The sequence below is a fragment of the Rhizobium cauense genome (genome assembly GCF_019511525.1).
In the GTDB taxonomy this organism is placed as follows: Bacteria; Pseudomonadota; Alphaproteobacteria; order Rhizobiales; family Rhizobiaceae; genus Rhizobium; species Rhizobium cauense.
The window spans coordinates 1-21,054 of the sequence record NZ_JAEUAT010000017.1; the positions used below are offsets into that span (position 1 = coordinate 1).

Genomic DNA, 21,054 nt, shown 5'->3' on the forward strand with positions numbered 1-21,054 from the left:
TCCCACCCCTTTTCCAACGCAGCCGACCTGTCCGGGAGAAAGGAAATCGGCACGAATCTTTGAAGCAAATCCGGGAACAAGCCACCCGCAAGAGCCGGGCTCAAATAGTCCTGACCAACGAATTCAGACACGATGTCCGGTAACTTTGCGTCGCCTGCCTGAATGGCCTTCGCCAGCTTCTCATCGTGTATGCTTGCGACAAAGCCGGCCACGCCCAGACTTCCACCCGAGATCGAACTGATCGCGAAGAGGTGCTTGGAGAACTCCCCCTGCGTTTCGGCCTCTAGCCGGGACATCACCGCGCCTGTCCAGTAGCCTGCGCGTGAGGCTCCACCCTCGCTCGCCACGAATATCATCGGGATAGGGTAGGTGCCGTTCGCCAACCCTTGACCCTTCCACCTGTTATAAGCCGCCTCAATGGTTGGCCGGGACTGGATTGCCGCTTGTTGAGTAGCGGTGTCGGATCTCGAGTGACGGACCTCGTGATTATCGACCCACAAACTGAAGACTACGATGGTCACAAACAACGCCTCAGTCACTCGTAGGTGATATCTGTTCCCGATTATTGAGAGCCAGGTAAGGACCGGGATAAGCAGCGAGCAGGCTGTCAGCACGACCGCAGCAGGTCCGAAGTGAACTGACAAGCTGACGGGTTCGAGCGTCACAATGATCATGGCGATCAGCGCGTAGACTATCCCGGCGTAGAACAGGAATGGCTTCAGGTTCCTCAAAGACATGTCGATGGCGGCGGCCGCGCGTCGACGCCCTTGTGACGCCAACCGGTCTGATGCCCCTTCCATGCTTTTGACCGCCGACTTCCGTGTCCAAAGAAAGATGAGGAAGGTCGCACCGAGTCCTGCCAATATCCACGCCGGCCAGGCATTGGGTGTCTGCACTCGCCAGAGGGCAACGAACAATAGACCGAACGGCACCAATCCAAGGATCCTCGGGACCCACACCAGGTACATTCTGGCCGCCCAATGGTCTTGCGGGCCTTCGTATTGATCTGCGATTGCTCGCGCCCAGAACCAGCCTTGGAAACCCAGGACGGCAACCGAAAGACACAACCAAAACACTTGGATCGAATATCCAGAACTGTGATCAGGGTTCACATCGGTGACAGTTCTCAGCAGGTCCTGACCCTGAGGAACCCATGCGAGAATATAGCCGGCCGCTGCGACCAGCGCGAAAATGAGAACGAAGCCTCTTGTGTCGTGCAGAAGGTCGGCAATTTTCCGAAGTCGCGTGTGCTTCCCATACCTGTCCTTCAGCATGGAGCCTCTCCAACTGCCAGATCGAGTTCACAAATACGCTGCGCGGTATTTCTGAGGTTAGGGCAGCACCAAAACCGATATGGCGTTTACGGGCCCTCACACATCAAATTCCAAACCGTCATGCTTCCGATTACGCCAAAAGGTGCGGCCGACTGTTCGCTGCCGTTCGAATAGCGAGGCCGGCCTCCAGGCAAGCGGACACGAACAGCTCCTTGCTGGTCGCCGCAGAGCCACTTCTACCTAGCACGCTACGGCAACCGATTACCGCGGCCTCGTGATACGCGCCGGATGCCTTCGGCCACTCGTGCTCAAGAAAATCGAGGGTATCGTGAATGCTACGGAAAGTTCTTTCGCTGCCGTTCTGTAGCCGGACGACGATCGGTATGGGCCAATATCTGTCGAACGTGGACATCATCCCTCCAGTCCCCAGCGACTCATAGTACTATCTTAATGTGTACGCTCCGCCACGACAACTCATCTTGAAGGTGTATGCTACTAATCCACCGCTGGCTTCAGCGGCGCGAGACCGCGGTCTTTGTGGCCCATTTTACGGGAAAACCACTCTATTCGTAGGGAAGACCACACAGCGATCGATTTAAACCATGCAGTAGAGTGGATCCGATGGCGGGCAAGTGATTTGGCCAGATCACCTCCCACAAGAGAGTTTCCAGCCGCTCATGCGCTCCCTTCTCGTCCGACTCCATCAAGCGCCTGTAACCCGAGAGACGTCTGGCCGCGAATATCGCGGCCAGACGTCTCTCGGGTCCGCAAGGACTCGAACCTGGTTTATCATCGGTAAACATATGATACTTGTCCTCGATTCCCTCCCCCAGCCTTGGCTACTGCTGGGCGTAGCACTGTGGATTAATGATCTTATTGAGAACCATAGGTACATCGCTGGATGCGCCGTCCTCGTGGCATGGTATCTGCGTACCAACGACACCCTCCCAGCCTTTCGTAATGATCTGCCTCGCCCTTTCCTCTTCTTCGACGGATGGGAAGTAGGGATTGCCGTTGGTGCCCAGGCTGGGAAACTGTGCCAGCCTCTTCTGTATGTTGCTTGGCACTTTGCCCCTGCGCGCGAGGTCAGCTAATCGAATTGGGTGACAATGCCGTTGCAAGAAGGCTAACTGCGTTTCATCCGAGTAAAGATAGGTCATCCAGAGGCGTGCGGCATTCGGATGAGGAGCGGACGCGCTGATCGCCTGGGCGTACACACCCGCAAGAACACCCGTCCGTGGCGTGATTACTGCAATCCTTGTTTTGCCGCGCAGCTCTTCGCGATCAGCCAGTGCAAGGTAGTTCCATCTAACAAGGATGGGTGTCCGCCCTCGAACAAGCGAACCTTGATTGCCTACGATCGGCACAAAGTTTCCCACCCGGTTGAGCTCTGCAAAGTACCTCATCCCTCGAGAAGCGGCATGATCCGGATCTCCTTGGCCTGCCGAAAGACCTGCAGCGAAAACGCTTAAGATCGCTTGGTTTGAAGCCAGGTCTCCGGCCAAGGCCACCATATTTCGGTACTCTGGCGAGAGGAGGTCTGGCCAGTCCATGGGGGCCCTCAGCACAATGTCGGAATTCACCTCGAAGACAATTGACCCGTAGTATGCTCCATACCAGTAGCCATCGCCGTCCTTGGCGGCGTTTGGGATTGTTGACCAGGTCGGCACTTTGTGCGGCAGCAGTAAACCCTCTCGTTTCGCAGACACAGCGAATGATACACCAACGTCAATGACATCCACCGTATCCGCGCCGGGTGTTACCCGGGGCTTCTTAATCTCCTCTATTACCTTCGTGGAGGAAGCATCAGGTAGACGCTCACTGATCCGGATACCGAATTTCGCCTTAAAGCCATCGATGATGGCACCATACCCGCACCAGTCGCGTGGCAAGGCGACAACGTTGAGCTGCCCCTCTTCCTTTGCAGCCGCGATCAGGTGTTCCAGTGGGCCAGCGGAGGCGCACGCGGCGGTGATTATTACGACCACCACCGCGAAAGGGATCACCAAGTAATTAGCTGCCCCTCGAACATACATGGCCACAACCTGTTGCCGTTGCCATTGCACTGCAGATTATAGCAGCCAGACCGGGTTTTGAGAATTGCGATAGGAGGGAGCGAATCACAACAGGCGGAACTGGAATTGTTGCTATGGACGCATCTCACAGAAAAGGCGCTCAACCCACAAGGGAGCGCCTCTTCATTCCCGGATGGCGAACGCAACCGCCCTCACGGGGAAACCTCATAGCATACAATCGACCGGATGCGGCATAAATGCCATCCATTCGGCCTATTTGCAATGCCCGAAGTCCAGTGGCTCCTGAGCTATATAGAAGTCGCTTGTACCGCTAGTCTCAGCCGGGAAAGGTGACTATACGCGTGGCCCGCGGACCATGATCTGAGATGGAAGAGAGAGGGCTCACTTGCAGCTGCCATCCCCTAGTCACCAACGTTCTCGTCCGGCATATTGTCTTCCATTCGTAGCTGCCATTTGACAACGTACTGATGGCCAGACCAGACCGCAGTGGCAAGTTCGGTCGAACTATTGCGTCCTCTACCCAAATGCCCCCCGTAGTGACCTGCTACCCGCGGTGGCTGGCAAGTCGTTGTGGGTGTTCACGTTTAGAGATGTTCGGTCACTTTAAATGACTTTTCAACGAAGCTGTCTTTGTACAAGTAGACTCCATCGAATGCCCGACGACCCTAATATGTGAAAAACCGAGCCCATGAAAAATCCAATTCCGCTGGAGACCATCACCGAAAACACGGTGTTTCGAAATGGCGATATCTTCGTCCTGTTTGGCGAGCTATTCGGCCGTGGCTATGCGACTGGTCTCGTCGATCAGGCTCGGAAAGCGGGAATGCGGATCGTGGGGATTACAGTCGGGCGACGCGACGAGAATAATCGTCTAAGGCCCCTGACGGACCAAGAGCTCTCCGAGGCCGAGGCGCGTTTGGGCGGCGAGATCATCAACATCCCCCTAATGGCAGGCTTTGATCTCGATGCTCCCGCGGACGGCCCCACTCCTACCGATCTTCTGGCAGGCCTGACGCTGGACAGCTGGGAACGTGAAAAGCTTGACTGGGAATACATCGAAAAATGTCAGGCTCGCGCCACTGAACGGTTCACGGATGCGCTGGCTCAGGTAATGGCTGTGCTCGACGGCATGATCTCCGAAGGCCGCAACGTGTTCTTTGCCCATACGATGGCCGGAGGCATTCCTAAAGCAAAGGTATTCCTTGTCGTCGCCAATCGCATCTACAAGGGAACGGGTCCACGCCACATGTCATCGCAGGCACTGCTCGACAGTGACATGGGCAAACTGATCCTCCGGAACTTCGATGAGGTCTCGGCCAACACGTTCCGACATCTGATCAATTTCAGCGCGGCGATCCGCGAGCGCATCGAAGCCTCGGGCGGTCAGGTTCGGTACACGGCATACGGTTACCACGGAACGGGCATCCTGATCGACGGCGAGTATCGTTGGCAGACCTATACGAACTACACCCAGGGCTACGCCAAGATGCGCCTGGAAGGCATTGCGGCCGATGCTTGGTCCAAGGGTGTGAAGGCAACCGTGTACAACTGCCCCGAAATCCGGACGAATTCCTCCGACGTGTTTACAGGCATCGAGCTGCCTCTCATTCCACTCCTACTTGCGTTGAGGAAGGAGAACGGCGGTCAGTGGGCCGAGGAACAATGGCGCGCGTGCGAGGAGCTCCTGTCAGAAGGGTTTACGTTGGAAGATGTCATCGCCAAGATCAGAGATCTGCAAGCGAGCGACGTCATGGTTCCATTCTACGACTTCTCCGCATGGCCAATGCCCAACAGCCAGGCCCAGGCCGATTTGACGATTGGCACCTCCAATGAAATCACCGCAATGCACCGCAACGGCAGGGTCGTCATCAGCGATCTCCTGAGCGCCCTTGTGGTCGAATCAACGGGTCAATTGATCTTCGGTGCATCGTCATCACCGAATGGCCCGGTCCAGTGGTTGAACCACGATGTCGTAGCCCGTCGCCTGAATGCTACCCACGAGGTTCCGACAAGCAAGTCGCTATCGGCAACAATGCAGACGTCGGATAGCGCCTCGTTGTCTTTGCCGTCGGAAATCGGCCTGGCATCGTAGTTAAAGTCCCCGGGGACGACAGGCACGTGCCTTTCAGCCGACACCCCTGAACACAGGCGGTGCAGGTCGAACTCGTCCGGCTCGGCAGCCGTCCCCTTCCCTCCCGGACCAAAATTCCAACCCTATTTTTCCCGTGTCTGACGCGAACTTAGATGTGCAGGCTCTCATCCAGCCAGACCCGAAAACCGCCGCGGAAGGCGTTGTCGTTGTTGCCGCGGCGGCACTTCGGCGGCAGCTCCTTGAGCCGTTCGACATTGCCGCCGCCTATGACGATGTAGTCCGGCAGCAGGGCAGCACTCAAGCGATCTGCGACGTCGAGTACAGATTTTCGCCATCTGCCTTTGCCGCGACGCTCCAGTCCGCGTTCGCCGACGTAGTCCTCGAATGTCGCCTTTCGGTAAGGCATGTGGGCCAGTTCGAGAGGCAAGCAAACATTCTCGGCGATAATGGCAGAGCCGAGGCCAGTGCCGAGGCCGAGAAAAAGCATGCGGCCCGCCTCGTAACTGCCGATCGCCTGCATGAGTGCGTCGTTGACCATCCGCACTGGCCGTTCAAACGCTGCTTCGAAATCAAAATTCTTCCATCCCGGCCCAAGGTTAAATGGATCGGCGGCGGCCCGGTTGGCAATAACCGGTCCGGGATATCCGATCGCCACAAGGTCATAGTGCCAATCTTCCGTTAGCTTGCGCAGTGCATCCACCATCCTCGCCGCTGTCATCTGATGGCCAGATTCGACCGCGCGCCGTTCGCTGCCGCTGCTGAGTTCGACCTTCACATGCGACCCGCCGATATCGATGGCAAGCACAGTACGATCAGCCGGTCGGGTGCCCACCTGGGGCTTGCCATGCTTGCGCCCTTGCGATGCGATTGTTTCAGTCGTCTCAGCCATGTTCTGTACTCCTCCACGGGCCGTGCCCACAATTGCTCTCGCATTGCCCTATCGGGGGCAAGATCGGGACTGGCTGTCAAGTCCCAGGAGGGCAACGCGGCGTCGCTTGATTTCAACCCGACGATGGCTCACTGAAGGAGAGCGCATTTTGAACGGAGGATCAGCAGTTGGCCTTTCCGACATTGCCCGCCGGTGCTCCTGTCCCACCAGGAGCACCCGGTATCGAGCCCCGTTGGACCTCGAGCGACAAGAGCGCGGTTGGTACCGCCGCCAGCGTCGCGAGCAGCGTTTGGTTCACCGCAAGCCACGGCATCCTTAACGAGATCTATGCGCCGCGGCTCGATATGGCCTGCGTCCGCGATTTCGGATTTATCGTGACCGCGGTCGGATATTTTTCCGAGGAGAAGCGCGACACAGATCATCAAGTGCATGCGGTCGAGGACGGTGTTCCGGCGTTTCGTCTCGTCAATACCGCCCACGACGGCCGCTATCGGATCTCCAAGACCATCCTTTCAGACCCGGAGCGCGAGGTGGTGTTGCAGGACCTTCGCTTTGATGCGTTGGTCGGCAAACTTTCCGACTACCGGCTGCATGCACTTATTGCACCGCATCTCGTCAACGGCGGCGCCGGCAACACAGCGTGGTATGGTGATTTCAAGGGGCGGCCCATGCTCTTTGCCGAGGGCTCGGGACGGGCGCTTGCGATTGCTGCCTCAGTCCCCTGGCTTGCGCGATCGGCGGGCTATGCCGGCTTCTCAGATGGCTGGCAGGCTTTGTCGCGCGGGGAGGAACTCAAGGAGGAATACTACTGTGCGCCGTCGGGCAACGTCGCGCTATCGGGAACGCTCGACATGGAGGCGAGTAAAGGGCGGGCTGAGATCGCTATCGGCTTCGGCACGCAGCCCGAGGAAGCTGCTTTACGGGCCTTGCTCAGCCTGGAAAAGGGTATCGAGCCGGCGCTGAAGCACTTTCGGAACGGCTGGCGGGACTGGCAGGGGGGATTGCTTCCCCTCGATGAGCCCCATGAACCTGGCCAATTGAACCGGTACCGCGTCAGCACTGGCGTACTCGCCACCCACCGCGACGATGCCTCGGGCGCCATCATAGCGAGCCTTTCTATCCCCTGGGGCTTCAACAAGAGCGACGACGACCTCGGCGGCTATCATCTCGTCTGGACGCGAGACCTGGTGGAAACGGCGAGCGGGTTGCTTGCGGCAGGTGCGGGAGCCGATGCCTGCGCAGTTCTCAACTATCTTTCTGCAATCCAGGAGGCCGATGGCCATTGGGTGCAGAATGCTTGGCTCGACGGCCGCCCCTACTGGCATGGCATTCAGATGGACGAGACGGCTTTTCCTATCCTGCTTTACGACCTGCTGCTGCGCGCCGGCGAGATCGACGCGTCGGGGGCTGGTCGATACCTGTCGATGATCGAAGCAGCAGTGGCCTATATTGTCAGAAACGGTCCCGCCACCCAGCAGGACCGTTGGGAGGAAGATGCCGGTTACTCCCCTTTTACACTCGCCGTCGAGATCGCAGGGTTGCTCGCGGCGGCCGACGCGGTGGAGGCGGCCGGACGATTATCGGCGGCACAATACCTTCGCGAGGTAGCCGATGGCTGGAACGAACGGATCGAGGAATGGACTTACGCCTCCGACACGGAACTGTCGCACCGGCTCGGCATCGATGGCTACTATGTGCGCATTGCCACGGCGACGGACGGCAGCTCTTCGCTCGGTCGCGACTTCATCCCGATCCGCAACCGCGACGACGGCGCGGCCATTGTGGAAGCGGATCTGCTTCTCAGCCCCGATGCGCTTGCGCTTGTTCGGTTCGGTCTTCGATCCGCGCACGATCCGCGCATCCTCGGTACCGTGGCGGCGATCGATGCCGAGTTGCGACGCGATCTTCCGGCCGGACCCTACTGGTATAGGTACAATGATGACGGCTATGGTGAGGGTATCGACGGCGCCCCCTTCGCCGGCAGCGGCATAGGCAGGCTCTGGCCGCTTCTGACCGGTGAACGCGCGCACTACGAGCTCGCCGCCGGGCGACCGGAAGAAGCGCGGCGCCTACTGGCGGCACTGGAAGCCTCGGCAAGCGACGGCGGCTTACTGCCCGAACAGATTTGGGATAACGAGGACGTGCCCGAACGCGAGCTTTTTCTTGGCCGCCCCTCCGGCAGCGCCATGCCCCTCGTCTGGGCCCATGCGGAACACATCAAATTGCTGCGCTCGATCCGCGATGGTGTCATTTTCGACATGCCACCCCAAACCGTTGCTCGCTATGTCGCTGGTCAGCCGCCGATTGCGCCTTTCGCCTGGCGCCTCGCCGACAGGAGGACCGTGATGGCGGCAGGACGGAACCTGCGCATTGAACTGAGTGAGGCCGCGTTGGTGCATTGGTCGACCGATGCTTGGGCTAGTGTCACCGACAGCCATACCCGTGATACGGGCTTCGGCACTCATGTCTGCGACCTGCCGACCAAGATGCTCGGCCCAGGCATCGTCGTCTTCACCATCTTCTGGACGACGAGGCAGCAGTGGGAAGGCACTGATTTCTCCATCGCCGTGATCTGAGACTGGCGTGTGCCGGATGAAACGGTCGAACCGAGAATGCACGTCATAAAATTTGGGCCAGTGGCGCCGGGCAATCGGAACGCACAGGTTCGCGAACGCTGCGGGCGGGACCCTGCAAACACAAAGTCACGCATTACCCGTCTTTCTCTACCTCCGGCGCGGATGAGGTTGACGTAAGCTAGGTGCTGTTGGTGTCCCCATTGGGCAACGGGCACCTGTCCGCACGTTTTGCCGTGGCCGACACCGCGGTCCTATCGGAATAGAGCCCAAAAAAGTTGCCGCCGATCTCGTCGGGCATGCCGACAAACCTTTGCTGGCCCACTTGCTAACCGCGGTCCGGCACGCGAACTTGCAGTGCGAAGCACTGGGGATTCAAATGGGCGGTAAGGTCATGTTTCAAGTGAAGCGGGAGTCTATCCGCCGGTGACGGTCACGACGAACCTGATTTGCGAGATCGTTCGAGCGGCTAACAAGATCCCCAAGCTGCCCAAGGCCGAGCGGCGACGGCTGCTGGAACGCGGAGTCACGGCATCGGGAGCCCTTAGAGAGTTGCTCACTAAGACAGGAAAGAACTCGCCGTTCGACGAGGCGACGGAACGAGTGATCGGTGACATCGCCAACAACATTGAAGCGATGTCCGACGAGACCGTCGCAAAGGCACTGCTAGCGCTTGCGGATCAGATACGGACTTTGAGGATCCTCAACCGCGAGCCGGCCTGGAAGGAATGATGCATGACAGTGGTAACGCAGAAGCCACCCGTCCCCATGATTTTAGCGGCCGCACTTCACTGACCGGCTTTGGATGCGCCGCCCAGGCAATCGTGACGAGCATTGGGCAAAGTCCGACGCCGCCACCTCACGCCTCCGAACGAACAGCATTGCTGGTTCACCAGCTATCGCCGCCCGCAAGCCATCCATGCCGTTCTCCTGCGAAACCTTGGCCCGTTGTAGCTCGCGGCCTTCGCTGCTGCCGTAGGCCATGCCTTGCGACAGGCACCGCTCGGGTTCGCAATGCGAATTACGTGTTTGTGGTCAATGAAGCTAGGAGTTCGTCTAGCTGCTCGAATTGCTCGGGCATGCCGCCTTCCATGCCGACGAAACTCTCGTCGAGGGCCTCCTTCGAAGGGTAGACTTCCTGTAGCACCAGCCGGGTGTTGCCCTCCAGAGCCACGAAGGTCACGGTTGTCACGGCGCCCTCCTCACTTTCGTCATTGGTCCAGACCAGCCGTGACGATGGCACCACTTCGAGATACCTACCGAAGAAGGTCATCGCACTTGCAGCGTCGCGCCCGAACGCAATTCGATAGCCGCCGCCAGTGCGAACATCCATCTCGCAAGACAGGATGGGGATGTCGTGAGAGCGCGGCGCCCACCACAGCTTGAAGAGTTCGGGTTTGGTCCACGCATCGAAAACTACGCGAACTGGGGCGCTGAAAAGACGCGTCACCACGAGCTCTTTGCTGGACTTCCGCTCGACCGTCGTAAGGCCGTTACTTGCTCTGTTTCCCATTGACGTCCTCCGTTTTCATCAAGGCTTCAACCACGGTGTTCAACGCGTCGAAACGAGAATTCCAGATCTGCCGACGCGCCTCGATCCAGGCAGCCTCGTCATCAAGTCCTAGGGCGCCTAACCTACAAGTGCGCACGCGCCCGACCTTCTCGGTCGTAACCAATCCCGCATCCTCGAGGACGCCGATATGCTTTTTCATGCCCGTGAGGGTCATGCCGAACTTCTGGGCAAGCTCAGTGACAGATGCCTCTTTTCTTCCGAGTTGCTCCAGCACGCCCCGTCGCGTGGCGTCGGAGAGCGCTGCAAAAGATGCGTCCAGGCGAATTGTCAAATACTGAACCATTTGGTTCACTATTAACACAAGATCCAATGCCGCGCAATAATTCGCGGCCAACGGGCCTCGGACGACAGCTGACCGATGAAAATTCCGGATCTTACCCTGCGTGTGCCGATGATCAGGTCCGAATGAGAGGACAACATTGGTCCAAGTAAAATGCTTGACCGGCAGTGAGACGCACCGAGCTATCCAGAATTTCTAGGGGCCACGCTACTGCACGTAACTGGACGTGATCATGCGTCGAGCAAACATTCCTGTGCGGCAGCGATCGTTTCGCGCGGCGCGTTCACGGTGTCAAATATCTGGTAAAGGAACAGCTTGATCGAAGATATCTCGATCTCCGCGCTACCCGCGATAGCTGGGTCCTCAGCGGCCCAGCGTCGTATTGTGGAAATTGAAAGACCGATCGCCCCTGGTCGAACTAGGGCGCGTGGATCCAACAGTTTGCTCTCGGCAACGTACCAAACGAAGAGGCGTATCGCTAGAACACTTGGCGAGATCCGAGCATAGTTCAAAAGACGTGTGTGTTCGTGCATCAGCGCTCGCCTGGCTTCGAGATCGAGCTTCCTTAGGTTCAGCCCAAGTTCGAGTAAGTTCGACTCCAGGTCCGCGTGATACAGGTTGTGCGAGTGAAAAAACGACACCAGGTTCATTTGGCGCAGCATAGAGAAACGACGATGGACCGATATTCCCCCATCCTCGTTACTTTGGCTGAGGTCGAACGGGATGCAGTACCCGTTTCCCTACGCCTTCCGGTAAAACCGGCCTTCAAAAACGAGGCTGGATTTCCTCTCTTTACCGCGGTCATCCACACACCAGGTAGTATTTGAAACGGTGGAAGATTGCCTGGGGCAGCTTCGCTATTTCTAAAGCACAGTAGGCCGAACCAAACTCACCCTTATCCTACTCCACGCCTCGAGAGCTGGCATTGGCAAGAGGACACGTTCACTGAAGGGCGTATCGAAGAAGCGCTTCGCGGCTGGGAAACGCTGTGAGGCCTTTTGACTCGCCATGTGCCAAGGCGCACTTCGTCATCACCATATCCGAGTATTGAGGTCTCGATCTTCTCGCCAGACGGCGTCCATCTCATACACCCGAAAGTGAGGTTACTAACCTCCGCCGACCTACCTTCTTCATTGAAGATTGTGTTTGGCCGCACAATCCTTCCTGGATGCCGCTTGACCTTTGCCCCGTTAGAAAGAAACATTAGCTTCCTTGCGCAACCAATTGATAAATAGGCTCGCTGAGTATCGCGGAGCGTCATGCCTTTGATAAATCAGATGGTAGTTCACGTCGGCTGAAAGCGTTTCGGTGAAGGCCTTTGCTAACCGCCCCGAGGCAATTTCATCCGTGACAAGCACAGATCGAACGAGAGCGAAGCCGCCGCCATCCCGACACACGTCCAGCATATCTTCAAAGGTCGGCAAGACAATGATGTCGCCGAGTTTATCACTCAGCCAGCTCTCGGTTTCCATTCCGAAGAGTTCGGAAATCCACCTGCGCCAATCTAGCTTGGTGTGATAGACGTCGGAATGAGACAGGAACGGGGCAGCGGCGAAAGCGTTTCGCGGAGGCAGCCGTTGGAGAAGCTCTGGTGAACAGACCGCAAATTCATCTTCGGTGAAAAGTGTGAAGCCCTCTTCGCCGGCCCCGGGGGGAGCCATCCGAATTTGAACATCAGCATTTCCATCGGTGAAGACGTCACGCCGGTAGTCCTGACTGACCCTTAGCGAAATATCCGGATGTGAACCAACGAATTGGTCAAGCCGTCGGGCCAACCAGTAGCGATATAGCTCCGGGGTGACCACGATGTGAAGATCATGCTGATCCGATTGCCGTCGCGCAGATTCAAGCGCTACTGAAAGGCTACGAAGTTGGTTCTGCAAGTCAGAGGCCAGCACCCGGGCTTTGGCGTAAGGCTTCAGCGTTTTCCCGGTTCGCTCAAATAGCCGCCCGCCAACAAAGCGTTCGAGCTGCGCTATGTGATGGCTTACCGCGCTTTGTGTGAGGTTCAGCCTGGCCGCCGTCCTCGTCACGCTCCCAGAATCGACGACCTCCATGAAAGATATCAGAACCGGCCAGGACGGAACGCCTCGCCGTATCCATCGATATTCATCATCATTTAGATGATCAGACTTCGTTTCCATTCTGCATCAATGGCCCTGATGATGGGCACTCTTTACCAAAGCGTTGAGACCACATCATGACGGTTCTTTATAGGATGATGCACCGGTTAAAGATAGGGAGGCTCCCTCTGCTCCCGCTTGGCCTTTATCGAGACGTCGGGCTTTTCCCTTCAATCGTTGAGCGAAAGTGGCATAGCCTTGATCGATGGTGATCGATCGACAGTACGTTGGGCTTTGAGGGCATCTTTCGGTTGGTCGGCCACGGGGTCGTGGCCGAACTATGGACCGGATCCGAGTGGCCGGCGCGTCCCAAATCTACTCCGGCAGGCACCTCGGCCCCTTATGTTGCAGGGTAAACCAACCTGACCATCTGTCCCATATGAACTACCCCTATGGATAGCTGTGCCAAGTCAGAGACGGGCGTAGCCTGTACCCATCGAAGTCCTAAACGCACTAAGCGAAAGGAGCCCGATAGCCGGGGCACGAGCGTCCCTAAAAGGCTCAGTGCCGCAGATTGCGCCGTCAAACAAACCTGGTGAGCAACAAAGGCTACCTGCTCCGCGAAGATGGAGATTTGTGATGACAATGAACAACGAAGCAGTCAAAAAGCCCGTGTCGCGGGCAACTAAGATTGAAGTAGTTTGTTTTGTCGGCGCAGTGTGTGCGACTGCCATTTGGGCGTCTCTGCTCTTCGGCAACACCGGTAGCGAAGCACGTGCGGCTTCCAGCGCATCCGCCCGCGTCACGTCACTATCCGCAAGCTGAACTGCCATCAGCAGTCAGGCATGCAGGTGCCGAGACGCGATTTTGAAAGCGGAAGCCATCGTTGAGCGGCGGCTACTTGCGTGACACCCGGTTCGGTTCAAACTCACCGGCAGCTACGTGTCGTCAAAGGTGCAAGACATGTTGGCGTGAACACAATCACCCGACATCAGGAAGGTGCAAGGTCTTCACTTCCAAAAAATCCTCTAGCCCGAACATTCCACCTTCGCGTCCGTTGCCTGACTGCTTATAGCCGCCAAATGGGCTCCCATACCGATGCGGGGCACCATTGATATGCACCATGCCGGCGCGTAACCGGGTAGCCACGCGTTCTGCGCGGGTGGCATCGGTGGTCTGGACGTACGCCGCCAATCCGTAATTGGTGTCGTTGGCGATCGCGATCGCCTCCTCCTCCGTGTCGAAAGCCATGATGGCCAGCACCGGCCCGAACACTTCGTCGCGAGCGATCCGCATATCATTGTTTACATCAGCGAAGATGGTCGGTTTGACAAAATAGCCTGTCTCGAACCCATCCGGCTTGCCGGCTCCGCCAACCAGAACCCGCGCACCTTCGGCAATGCCGGCTTCTATAAGTGCCTGCACCCGCCCGTACTGGATTTCGCTGACGAGTGGACCGATATGACTGCCCTCCTCCGCGGGATTTCCGACTTTGGCATCGAGGCCAACGCGCCCGGCGATTTCAACGACTTTGTCGTAAACCGACCTCTGCACAAGGAGGCGGGTTGGCGCATCGCAGGACTGTCCGGAATTATTGAAGCATTCGACGACGCTCCCGGTGATCCGGTCGTCAAGGTCGGCATCCTCGAAGACAATGTTCGGGGACTTACCTCCAAGTTCCAGGGTTACGCGCTTGACTGTGTCTGCAGCATCTTTGCTGACGGCGATACCGGCACGCGTGGAACCGGTAAAGGACATCATGTCGATCGCCTTGTGCCGGGAAAGCGCGGAGCCGACATTGGGGCCGTCGCCGTTCACAAGATTGAAGGTCCCCGCAGGAAAGCCCGCCTCATGCACCATCTCGGCATAAAGCATAGCGTTGAGAGGCGTGAACTCCGATGGCTTCAAGACGCAAGTCGAGCCTGTGGCAAGCGCTGGCACCACCTTCAGTGCAATCTGGTTGATCGGCCAGTTCCAGGGCGTGATGAGGCCGCACACACCGATTGGCTCCCGCAGCAACAAGTCTCCGTTCGGAAGCGCTTCACGCAGCTTCAGCCGCTTCAGCGCGTCAATAAATCCCTGAAGGTGGCCGACGCCTACATCGGCCTGCTGCTCGCGGCTCATCGTAATCGGTGCGCCTAGTTCCAAGGTGATCGTCTGCGCCATCTCTTCATAACGGCGCTTGTAAATATCCAGCAACTTTTCCAGGAGAGCCAGGCGTTCATCCACGCTGGTTTGGCTGTAGGAGGCGAACGCCTTTTTGGCTGCTGACACCGCACGGTCGATATCAGCCGCTGTACCCATCGAAATCACCGCAATTGGCTTCTCGGTCGCCGGATTGATCACCTCGAAATCGTTCTGCGCCAGCGGCGCAACCCATTCGCCTTCAATGTAGAATTTGCGCCTGTCAAGCATGTATGACTCCCTTAGACTTTCCTGTGTTTTTCATTCAGCCAACCCGTGACCAGCTGCCGATAGCGTTCGCCGCTGAAGCTCGGAAAATGCCCGCCGTGCACGACCCTTGCCGGAATCGTCAACAGACGCTCCATGGAGGCGAGATAATCGGTTGCGTTGGAATGATAGGTGTCCTCGATCAACGGCCCGTCATAGAGAATATCGCCGGAAAAGAGTGTCTCGGTCGCGGCCTCCCACAGGGCGATTCCTCCCGGAGAATGGCCCGGTGTATGGATGACTTCGAAGATCCGATCGCCGAGATCGACCACGTCGCCATCCTCGAGCAGGCGCGTTGCCGGCGCCTTCTTCACACTGTAGCACTTTGAGCAATAGGGTTCGGGCGGAAGGGCGTCGAAGATGTCGTCTGTAACGTACGGATCGGCGAGCGTATTTATGCGTGTCGGATTGGCAAGCAGATCGGCCTCTGCCGAGTGGACCGCACGACACTCGAATTCGTGATGGCAACCTATATGATCGAAATGTGTGTGGCTTGCGACCGCGATCAGGTCGCGCTCACTGACAAGGGGCACCCACTCGCGCAGCGATACCACGCCCATCCCGCTGTCGACAAGCATATCGCGATCGCGACCGCGCACGTGCCACACATTGCAACGATAAAACTCCTGAATGAACGGTTCCGAGATGAGCGTAACCTCGTCCGCCAGGCGTTTTAGTTGATACCAGTTTTCCGGAGTTACCCGTTCCATGGCTGCTGCCTATCCCTGTCTCGCAGGCAACGCTACGATATCGCCAACATTGACGGCAAGCGCGACTGCCTGGCCTTCTAACACCGCAGCCGACTGCGGCATATGCGCGACTATGCGCACTTCGGGCGCACTTGCGGTCGCCAAGTGGCAACGAAAGTGCGTCCCAAAGAAAGCACTTCCAGACACCGCGGCCTCCCCCAGCATCGTGACCGGGCCAGTCCCCTCGCCGGCGCTGCGAAAATGCTCAGGCCGTATGCAAAGAGTGATCGCCTGCCCGACACGAGGAGGTCCGGCGGTGAAGCAGGCCTCTGGCAAGGCGACCGCCCCGAGCGCTGTTTCCACAACGGCACCACCGCCGTTGGCATCCCTTACTGTGCCGGGGACGAAATTCACCTCACCCATGAAGCCTGCTGCGAACAGCGAGCGTGGGCGCATGTAGATTTCGGACGGAGGCCCAAAATCCTCGATCCTCCCCTGGTTCATAACGACAATCCGATCCGCGATTGCCATGGCCTCCTCCTGATCATGGGTGACATGGACAAAGGTTGTGCCGACGCGCTTCTGGATTGCCTTTAGTTCGTCTTGCATCTGCCGGCGCAGCTTGAGATCCAGAGCACCAAGAGGCTCATCGAGTAGTAGTACATCAGGGTCGACCGCCAAGGCTCGGGCTAACGCAACGCGCTGTCGCTGGCCACCAGAGAGTTCATGTGGCTTCTTGTCTGCTGACTGCTCAAGACCTACGAGGTCGAGAAAACTCCGCGCTCGCTCCTCACGCTCGGCCCGACCCACTCCGCGCATTCTGAGGCCGAAGCCGACATTGTCCTTCAATTTCATATGCGGAAAGAGCGCATAGTCCTGAAACATCGTCGTTGTTGGACGCTTTGCCGGCGGGATATTGGTCATTTCCTTGCCACCGATGCAAATCCGTCCCTTCGTTGGTGACAGAAACCCGCCTAGGATCGACAGAAGCGTCGTCTTCCCACACCCCGACGGACCAAGCAGGACGATGAATTCTCCTGCAGCGATCTCGAGGGATACGTCGTCAAGTGCGGTAAAGTTTCCGAAGGCTTTCGTCGCGTTCTCGATAGAAACCGGGGCGGTCATGATTTTTTGGTCCTTCCGAACAGGAACAGTTCCAGCACGATAAGCACGGTGACGGACACGAGGAACACCAGCGATCCAATGGCATTGGTTTTGGGGTTTAGGCCTGATCGGAGCAGACTCCAGATCTCGACCGGAAGTGTGACATCGAAACGCGACAGCAAGAACGCGATGATGAACTCATCCCAGCTGAACGTCATCGACAGGAAGAAGGAGGCAAACAGCGAAGGCAACAACATCGGCGCGGTTACGAGAGCCATAACTTTGATATCGCTGGCGCCAAGATCGCGCGCAGCACGCTCAATGTTGATGTGATGGTCTCCCATCGATGAATAGATGATCGCAAAGCACAGCGGCAAATTGATCACGACGTGACCGATGCCGACGGTCCAGAGTGAAAGGGCAACGCCAAACGCGTTGAGAACTGTCAAAAGACCAAGCGCGATGATGAGGTAGCTGACGGTCATCGGCGCTATAAGCAATCCTCGCTGCCAGACTGCGCCGGGGAGTTTGAAGCGGGCGAGTGCGTAGGCGGCGAGAAAACCGAGGAGGCAAGCTACGAAAGACGAAACGCTCGCTACCAGGAAGGAGTGTAGCAAAGCCGCCATAAGCTTACGATCGGCAAATACTGCTTGGTACCACTGCAGCGAGAATCCATTGAACGGGGGCACAGGCAACCGCCCATCTTGAAAGGAAAACAGCACCAGTACTATGACCGGCAGAAAGATGAAGGCGAAGATCAATGCGGCGTAGGTGCCTGCGACAAGGCTGTGAAATCGGTTACGCGACATTAGGTCCTCTCGATCTTCAGCCATCGCGCGCAAGCGATGTAGGCAGCGGTAACTGTGAGCATCAACACGATCGACAGGGCAGCGGCCATCGGGAAGTCGGCCCGGCGACCGAGTTGCAACATGATGATTTGCGGCAGGACCAGCTCGTTGTTGCCACCCAAAATCTGCGGCGTGACATAGTCGCCGATGCACAGGACAAACGTCAGGAATGCCCCAGTCATGATGCCCGGCATGGTCAGCGGCAAGATGACATGCCAGAAGGTTTGAAGCGCATTTGCCCCGAGATCAGCTGCGGCGCGACGATAGTTGGGAGACAGCTGCACAAGGTTTGCGTAGATCGTCAACGTCAAGAGCATTACGAAAAAATGGACAAAACCAATTACCGTCGCCGTGCGGTTGCTGGCCAGTTCGAGGGGCTCGTTGATCAGGCCAGTACTTATCAATGTCTGATTGATAACGCCATTGCGAGACAGCACGAGCAGCCAGGAGTACGAGCGTACGACATACGATGTCCAGAAGGGCAGGATCGCGAGGATCAACGCCGTTCGCTGGTATTTCTTCGGCACTCTCTCGGCTATGATCCAGGCTAGCCGATAGGCCAGAAGGATCGAGAGCACCGTAACTATGGCCGTAATTTCCAGCGAATTCGTCAGCCCGCGGAAGAGCGCATCCTTCTCGAAAAAAGCGATGTAGTTGCCGAAATTCCAGACGCGTACAATCGAGCCACCCTGTTGGGCCCAAAGGCTCATGGCCACCATGAAAAGGAACGGGGCGACAAAAAATGCGACCGTCCACAAAAGTGCCGGAGCCACAAAACCCCAGGCCTTGCGGCGTTCGGCATCTTCAAGCGAAAAAGCGGGCACGAGGCAAGCCTCCGGCTGCCCCTCCCCCAAACATCAAGGGAGAGGGATTGATGGCAATACGGTACGGGTGAAGCGTCAGTTCTGGAGCATTTCTGTCCAAGCGTCCTGCATCTTTGCGTCCAGTTCCGCGCTTGGGATCGGATATAGCTGCGTGCGCTTGAGATAGTCGGCCTGCTCATCCCAACGCAAAGCGGTCTTCTGCTCGGCGGTCAGATGATCGCCTGCCTTGGCATTGGCGGGCATCGCCCAGTAGCACGACGAGGTCGCAAGCCTCGCCTGCCCCTCGGGACTGACAATATATTGCACGAACTTGAGGGCGAGTTCCTTCTTGGTGGAGTCTTTCATAACCCCGATCGATTGCGCCCAGCGTACCGCCCCCTGCTCGGGAATGACCCAATCAAGATTGGGCTTATCCTTGACCAGACCAGCCGTCAGCCATTCCCCGCCGCCAAAGACAATATCGACCTCGCCAGTCGCGAGTGCCGTTTGCGACGAGACGACATCGCTGACTTGCTTCGCATTGGCCTTGAGAGCAAACAATTTGTCCTTGATCGCAGGGAGATCGGCGTCGGTAAGATCAGCGGTTGCCTTTCCGAGGTCGATTCCGGTCAAACCAATCATAGGGAGGTAGTAGTCATAGACGGCGATGCGGCCCTTGTATTTATCTGACCAGAGCTTCGACATGTCTTTCATGTCGGCGGGGTCAACTTTCGTCTTGTCGTAGGAAACCGTGTTGTAGCCGAATTTCTCGGTGACCGCGTAGATTTTGCCATCACGGCTATTGTTGGCTTCCATGCGCACTTCAGGGAAGATATCCGCGTTCGGGAGCGCATCGGCAGGCATCTCGGCAAGGATATCCTTGTCAACGGCACGCTGCACGTCAACCCCGTCGATAACCAGTACGTCCCAATCACCAGGACGCGACTGGTCGATGATAGAGAGGCCGGCCCCCGTCCCCTCGTACTCTTTCAAGTTGACCTTGACGTTGTTTGCCTTCTCGAATGGTTCGATCAATGCGGGATCAGTGTGATCGCACCATACGAGAGCATTCAGCTCATCCTGAGCAAACAGCGACGCAGGCGTCACTGCAATCGTTGCAGCAGCGAGCACCAATGTCGCGGTTGAGGCCAGGAATCTGCGCGCAGTAACGCCTTCATTGATATCATTCATGATGTTGCCCTCTGGTCGGTGGCGCTCGTTCCGGCGCCTTCACGAAAAAGATTGAATGAGTTCAATTTTTAAGTCAATATTATTTTTGAGGGTATTCAACATTCGAGAGAGCCAGACATGACGGGACTGCGCGCCAAGCAGAAAGCCGATCGCAACCGCCGCATATTGGAGGCGGCCGCGAGCCTGTTTCGTGAGGTTGGCTACGACAGCGCTCGTATTGAGGATATAGCGGAGCGCGCGGAAGTGTCGGTCGGCACCTTTTACAATTACTATGAAAACAAGGGAGACATTCTGGTCGCCACGGTTTCCATGGAAGTCGAGGAGGTTCTCGAATCGGGCAAAGGCATCGTCGAAAACCCGCCCGGCGCAACTCTCGAGGCACTCCAGGTTCTGATCGACCAGTATTTTGATCATTCGCTCGTCTATCTCAGTAAAGAGATGTGGCGCACGGCCATGGCGACCTCGATTCAGCAACCCGAGAGCCCCTTCAGTCGCCGATACACTGAGCTTGATGGGCGCCTCTGTGATCAGGTGTCGATGCTGGTACACAAGCTTCAGCTTCGTGGCGCCGTGATGCCGGGAATAGACGCGATCGCCGTGGGCCAGATGGTCTTCAACAACCTCAACATGATGTTCCTCGAGTTCGTAAAAGATGAAGCGATGACCCTTGCGAGTCTCAAGGAACGCGTGGCGCGCCAGAACAAACCGATCGCTATTTTGATCAGCAGTCCAAGAATCTAATAACAGGGAACATCAGGGATGGAGAACCACCAATCCGCAGTACTTGCGGCAGCAGACCGCCTCGTCAATGCCTTTGGCAGTCACGATCGCGACAGCTACTTTTCGGCCTTTGCGCCCGGGGCCACGTTCATATTTCACAACCTTGACCGGAGGCTCGGAACCCGCGCCGAGTATGAAGCAGAATGGACCCTCTGGGAAACCCGCGACGGCTTCCACGTTGAGGCTTGCCGATCGAGCGACCGGGACGTTCAGATAGCCGGCTCGATCGCAATTTTCACGCACTCGGTCGAGACGGATCTGACCTTCAACGGTGAGCCTGCAAAGAGCGTCGAGCGTGAAACCATCGTGTTTGAGAAACAGCCGACCGGCGAGTGGTTGGCGATCCATGAGCACCTCTCACCCCGCTCGTGAAGAGAAAAGATTAGGGTCCCGCCCACTGGTCGGAAA

General features: G+C 57.4%; 19 protein-coding genes. 5 read left to right on the top strand and 14 right to left on the bottom strand.

All coding sequences use genetic code 11. The features are described from left to right. The 3 genes from JNB88_RS25150 to JNB88_RS25160 all read right to left on the bottom strand — a co-directional run. Positions 1-1,274, bottom strand: a 1,274-nt coding sequence (locus tag JNB88_RS25150; RefSeq protein ID WP_220357832.1) for a hypothetical protein, incomplete at its 3' end; no start/stop codon positions are given. 130 nt (positions 1,275-1,404) lie between these two features. Next, entirely contained in the window at positions 1,405-1,689 is a 285-nt protein-coding gene (locus tag JNB88_RS25155; RefSeq protein ID WP_338111038.1) for a DUF982 domain-containing protein, read from the bottom strand. 424 nt (positions 1,690-2,113) lie between these two features. Further along, on the bottom strand, positions 2,114-3,280 hold the full coding sequence (locus tag JNB88_RS25160; protein WP_338111040.1) for an ABC transporter substrate-binding protein: 1,167 nt from the start codon (positions 3,278-3,280) through the stop codon (positions 2,114-2,116). A gap of 718 nt (positions 3,281-3,998) precedes the next feature. Here JNB88_RS25160 and JNB88_RS25165 point away from each other — a divergent pair. Beyond that, positions 3,999-5,402, top strand: coding sequence for an enoyl ACP reductase FabMG family protein (locus tag JNB88_RS25165; protein WP_223217327.1), 1,404 nt, complete (start codon positions 3,999-4,001; stop codon positions 5,400-5,402). A 148-nt stretch (positions 5,403-5,550) separates the two neighbouring features. On the opposite strand, the gene JNB88_RS25170 is transcribed toward JNB88_RS25165, so the two are convergent. Further along, positions 5,551-6,291, bottom strand: coding sequence for an ROK family protein (locus tag JNB88_RS25170; protein ID WP_220357834.1), 741 nt, complete (start codon positions 6,289-6,291; stop codon positions 5,551-5,553). A 167-nt stretch (positions 6,292-6,458) separates the two neighbouring features. On the opposite strand from JNB88_RS25170, the gene JNB88_RS25175 reads away from it, so the two are divergent. Together JNB88_RS25175 and JNB88_RS25180 are read left to right on the top strand one after the other, a co-directional pair. Beyond that, the gene (locus tag JNB88_RS25175) at positions 6,459-8,867 is read left to right on the top strand and encodes a glucan 1,4-alpha-glucosidase (RefSeq protein WP_220357835.1); all 2,409 of its coding nucleotides are present in this window, start codon (positions 6,459-6,461) and stop codon (positions 8,865-8,867) included. Positions 8,868-9,290: 423 nt separating this feature from the next. Next, a complete protein-coding gene (locus JNB88_RS25180) occupies positions 9,291-9,596 on the top strand; it encodes a hypothetical protein (protein WP_220357836.1) in 306 nt (101 codons plus the stop codon). A 289-nt stretch (positions 9,597-9,885) separates the two neighbouring features. On the opposite strand, the gene JNB88_RS25185 is transcribed toward JNB88_RS25180, so the two are convergent. The 10 genes from JNB88_RS25185 to JNB88_RS25230 form a co-directional block, all read right to left on the bottom strand. Continuing rightward, positions 9,886-10,377, bottom strand: coding sequence for an SRPBCC family protein (locus JNB88_RS25185; RefSeq protein ID WP_220357837.1), 492 nt, complete (start codon positions 10,375-10,377; stop codon positions 9,886-9,888). Continuing rightward, positions 10,358-10,720: an ArsR/SmtB family transcription factor gene (locus JNB88_RS25190; RefSeq protein WP_037137556.1), complete on the bottom strand. Its 363-nt coding sequence runs from the start codon at positions 10,718-10,720 to the stop codon at positions 10,358-10,360. The genes JNB88_RS25185 and JNB88_RS25190 overlap by 20 nt, the downstream gene beginning before the upstream one ends. A 227-nt stretch (positions 10,721-10,947) precedes the next feature. After that, positions 10,948-11,367 carry a hypothetical protein gene (locus JNB88_RS25195; protein WP_156142653.1) on the bottom strand — a complete coding sequence of 140 codons (420 nt, stop codon included), beginning with the start codon at positions 11,365-11,367 and terminating at the stop codon, positions 10,948-10,950. A gap of 540 nt (positions 11,368-11,907) precedes the next feature. Then, positions 11,908-12,774, bottom strand: coding sequence for a LysR substrate-binding domain-containing protein (locus tag JNB88_RS25200; RefSeq protein WP_220357838.1), 867 nt, complete (start codon positions 12,772-12,774; stop codon positions 11,908-11,910). Between the two features lie 987 nt (positions 12,775-13,761). Continuing rightward, positions 13,762-15,195: an aldehyde dehydrogenase family protein gene (locus JNB88_RS25205; RefSeq protein WP_220357839.1), complete on the bottom strand. Its 1,434-nt coding sequence runs from the start codon at positions 15,193-15,195 to the stop codon at positions 13,762-13,764. A gap of 11 nt (positions 15,196-15,206) precedes the next feature. Next, positions 15,207-15,941, bottom strand: coding sequence for an MBL fold metallo-hydrolase (locus JNB88_RS25210; protein WP_220357840.1), 735 nt, complete (start codon positions 15,939-15,941; stop codon positions 15,207-15,209). Between the two features lie 9 nt (positions 15,942-15,950). After that, positions 15,951-17,045, bottom strand: a complete 1,095-nt coding sequence (locus JNB88_RS34695) for an ABC transporter ATP-binding protein (RefSeq protein WP_220357841.1) — start codon at positions 17,043-17,045, stop codon at positions 15,951-15,953. Next, positions 17,042-17,833, bottom strand: coding sequence for an ABC transporter permease (locus tag JNB88_RS25220; protein ID WP_220357842.1), 792 nt, complete (start codon positions 17,831-17,833; stop codon positions 17,042-17,044). Before JNB88_RS25220 ends, JNB88_RS34695 begins: the two co-directional genes overlap by 4 nt. Further along, positions 17,833-18,696 (bottom strand): ABC transporter permease, encoded by an 864-nt coding sequence (locus tag JNB88_RS25225; RefSeq protein WP_220357843.1) that lies wholly within the window; start codon positions 18,694-18,696, stop codon positions 17,833-17,835. The genes JNB88_RS25220 and JNB88_RS25225 overlap by 1 nt, the downstream gene beginning before the upstream one ends. Positions 18,697-18,771: 75 nt before the next feature. Continuing rightward, positions 18,772-19,866, bottom strand: coding sequence for an ABC transporter substrate-binding protein (locus JNB88_RS25230; RefSeq protein ID WP_220357844.1), 1,095 nt, complete (start codon positions 19,864-19,866; stop codon positions 18,772-18,774). A 117-nt stretch (positions 19,867-19,983) separates the two neighbouring features. Between JNB88_RS25230 and JNB88_RS25235 the strand changes: the two genes are divergently transcribed. Then, on the top strand, positions 19,984-20,607 hold the full coding sequence (locus JNB88_RS25235) for a TetR/AcrR family transcriptional regulator (protein WP_220357845.1): 624 nt from the start codon (positions 19,984-19,986) through the stop codon (positions 20,605-20,607). A gap of 18 nt (positions 20,608-20,625) precedes the next feature. Continuing rightward, positions 20,626-21,018, top strand: coding sequence for a YybH family protein (locus JNB88_RS25240; RefSeq protein ID WP_220357846.1), 393 nt, complete (start codon positions 20,626-20,628; stop codon positions 21,016-21,018). The last annotated feature ends 36 nt before the right edge of the window (positions 21,019-21,054 follow it).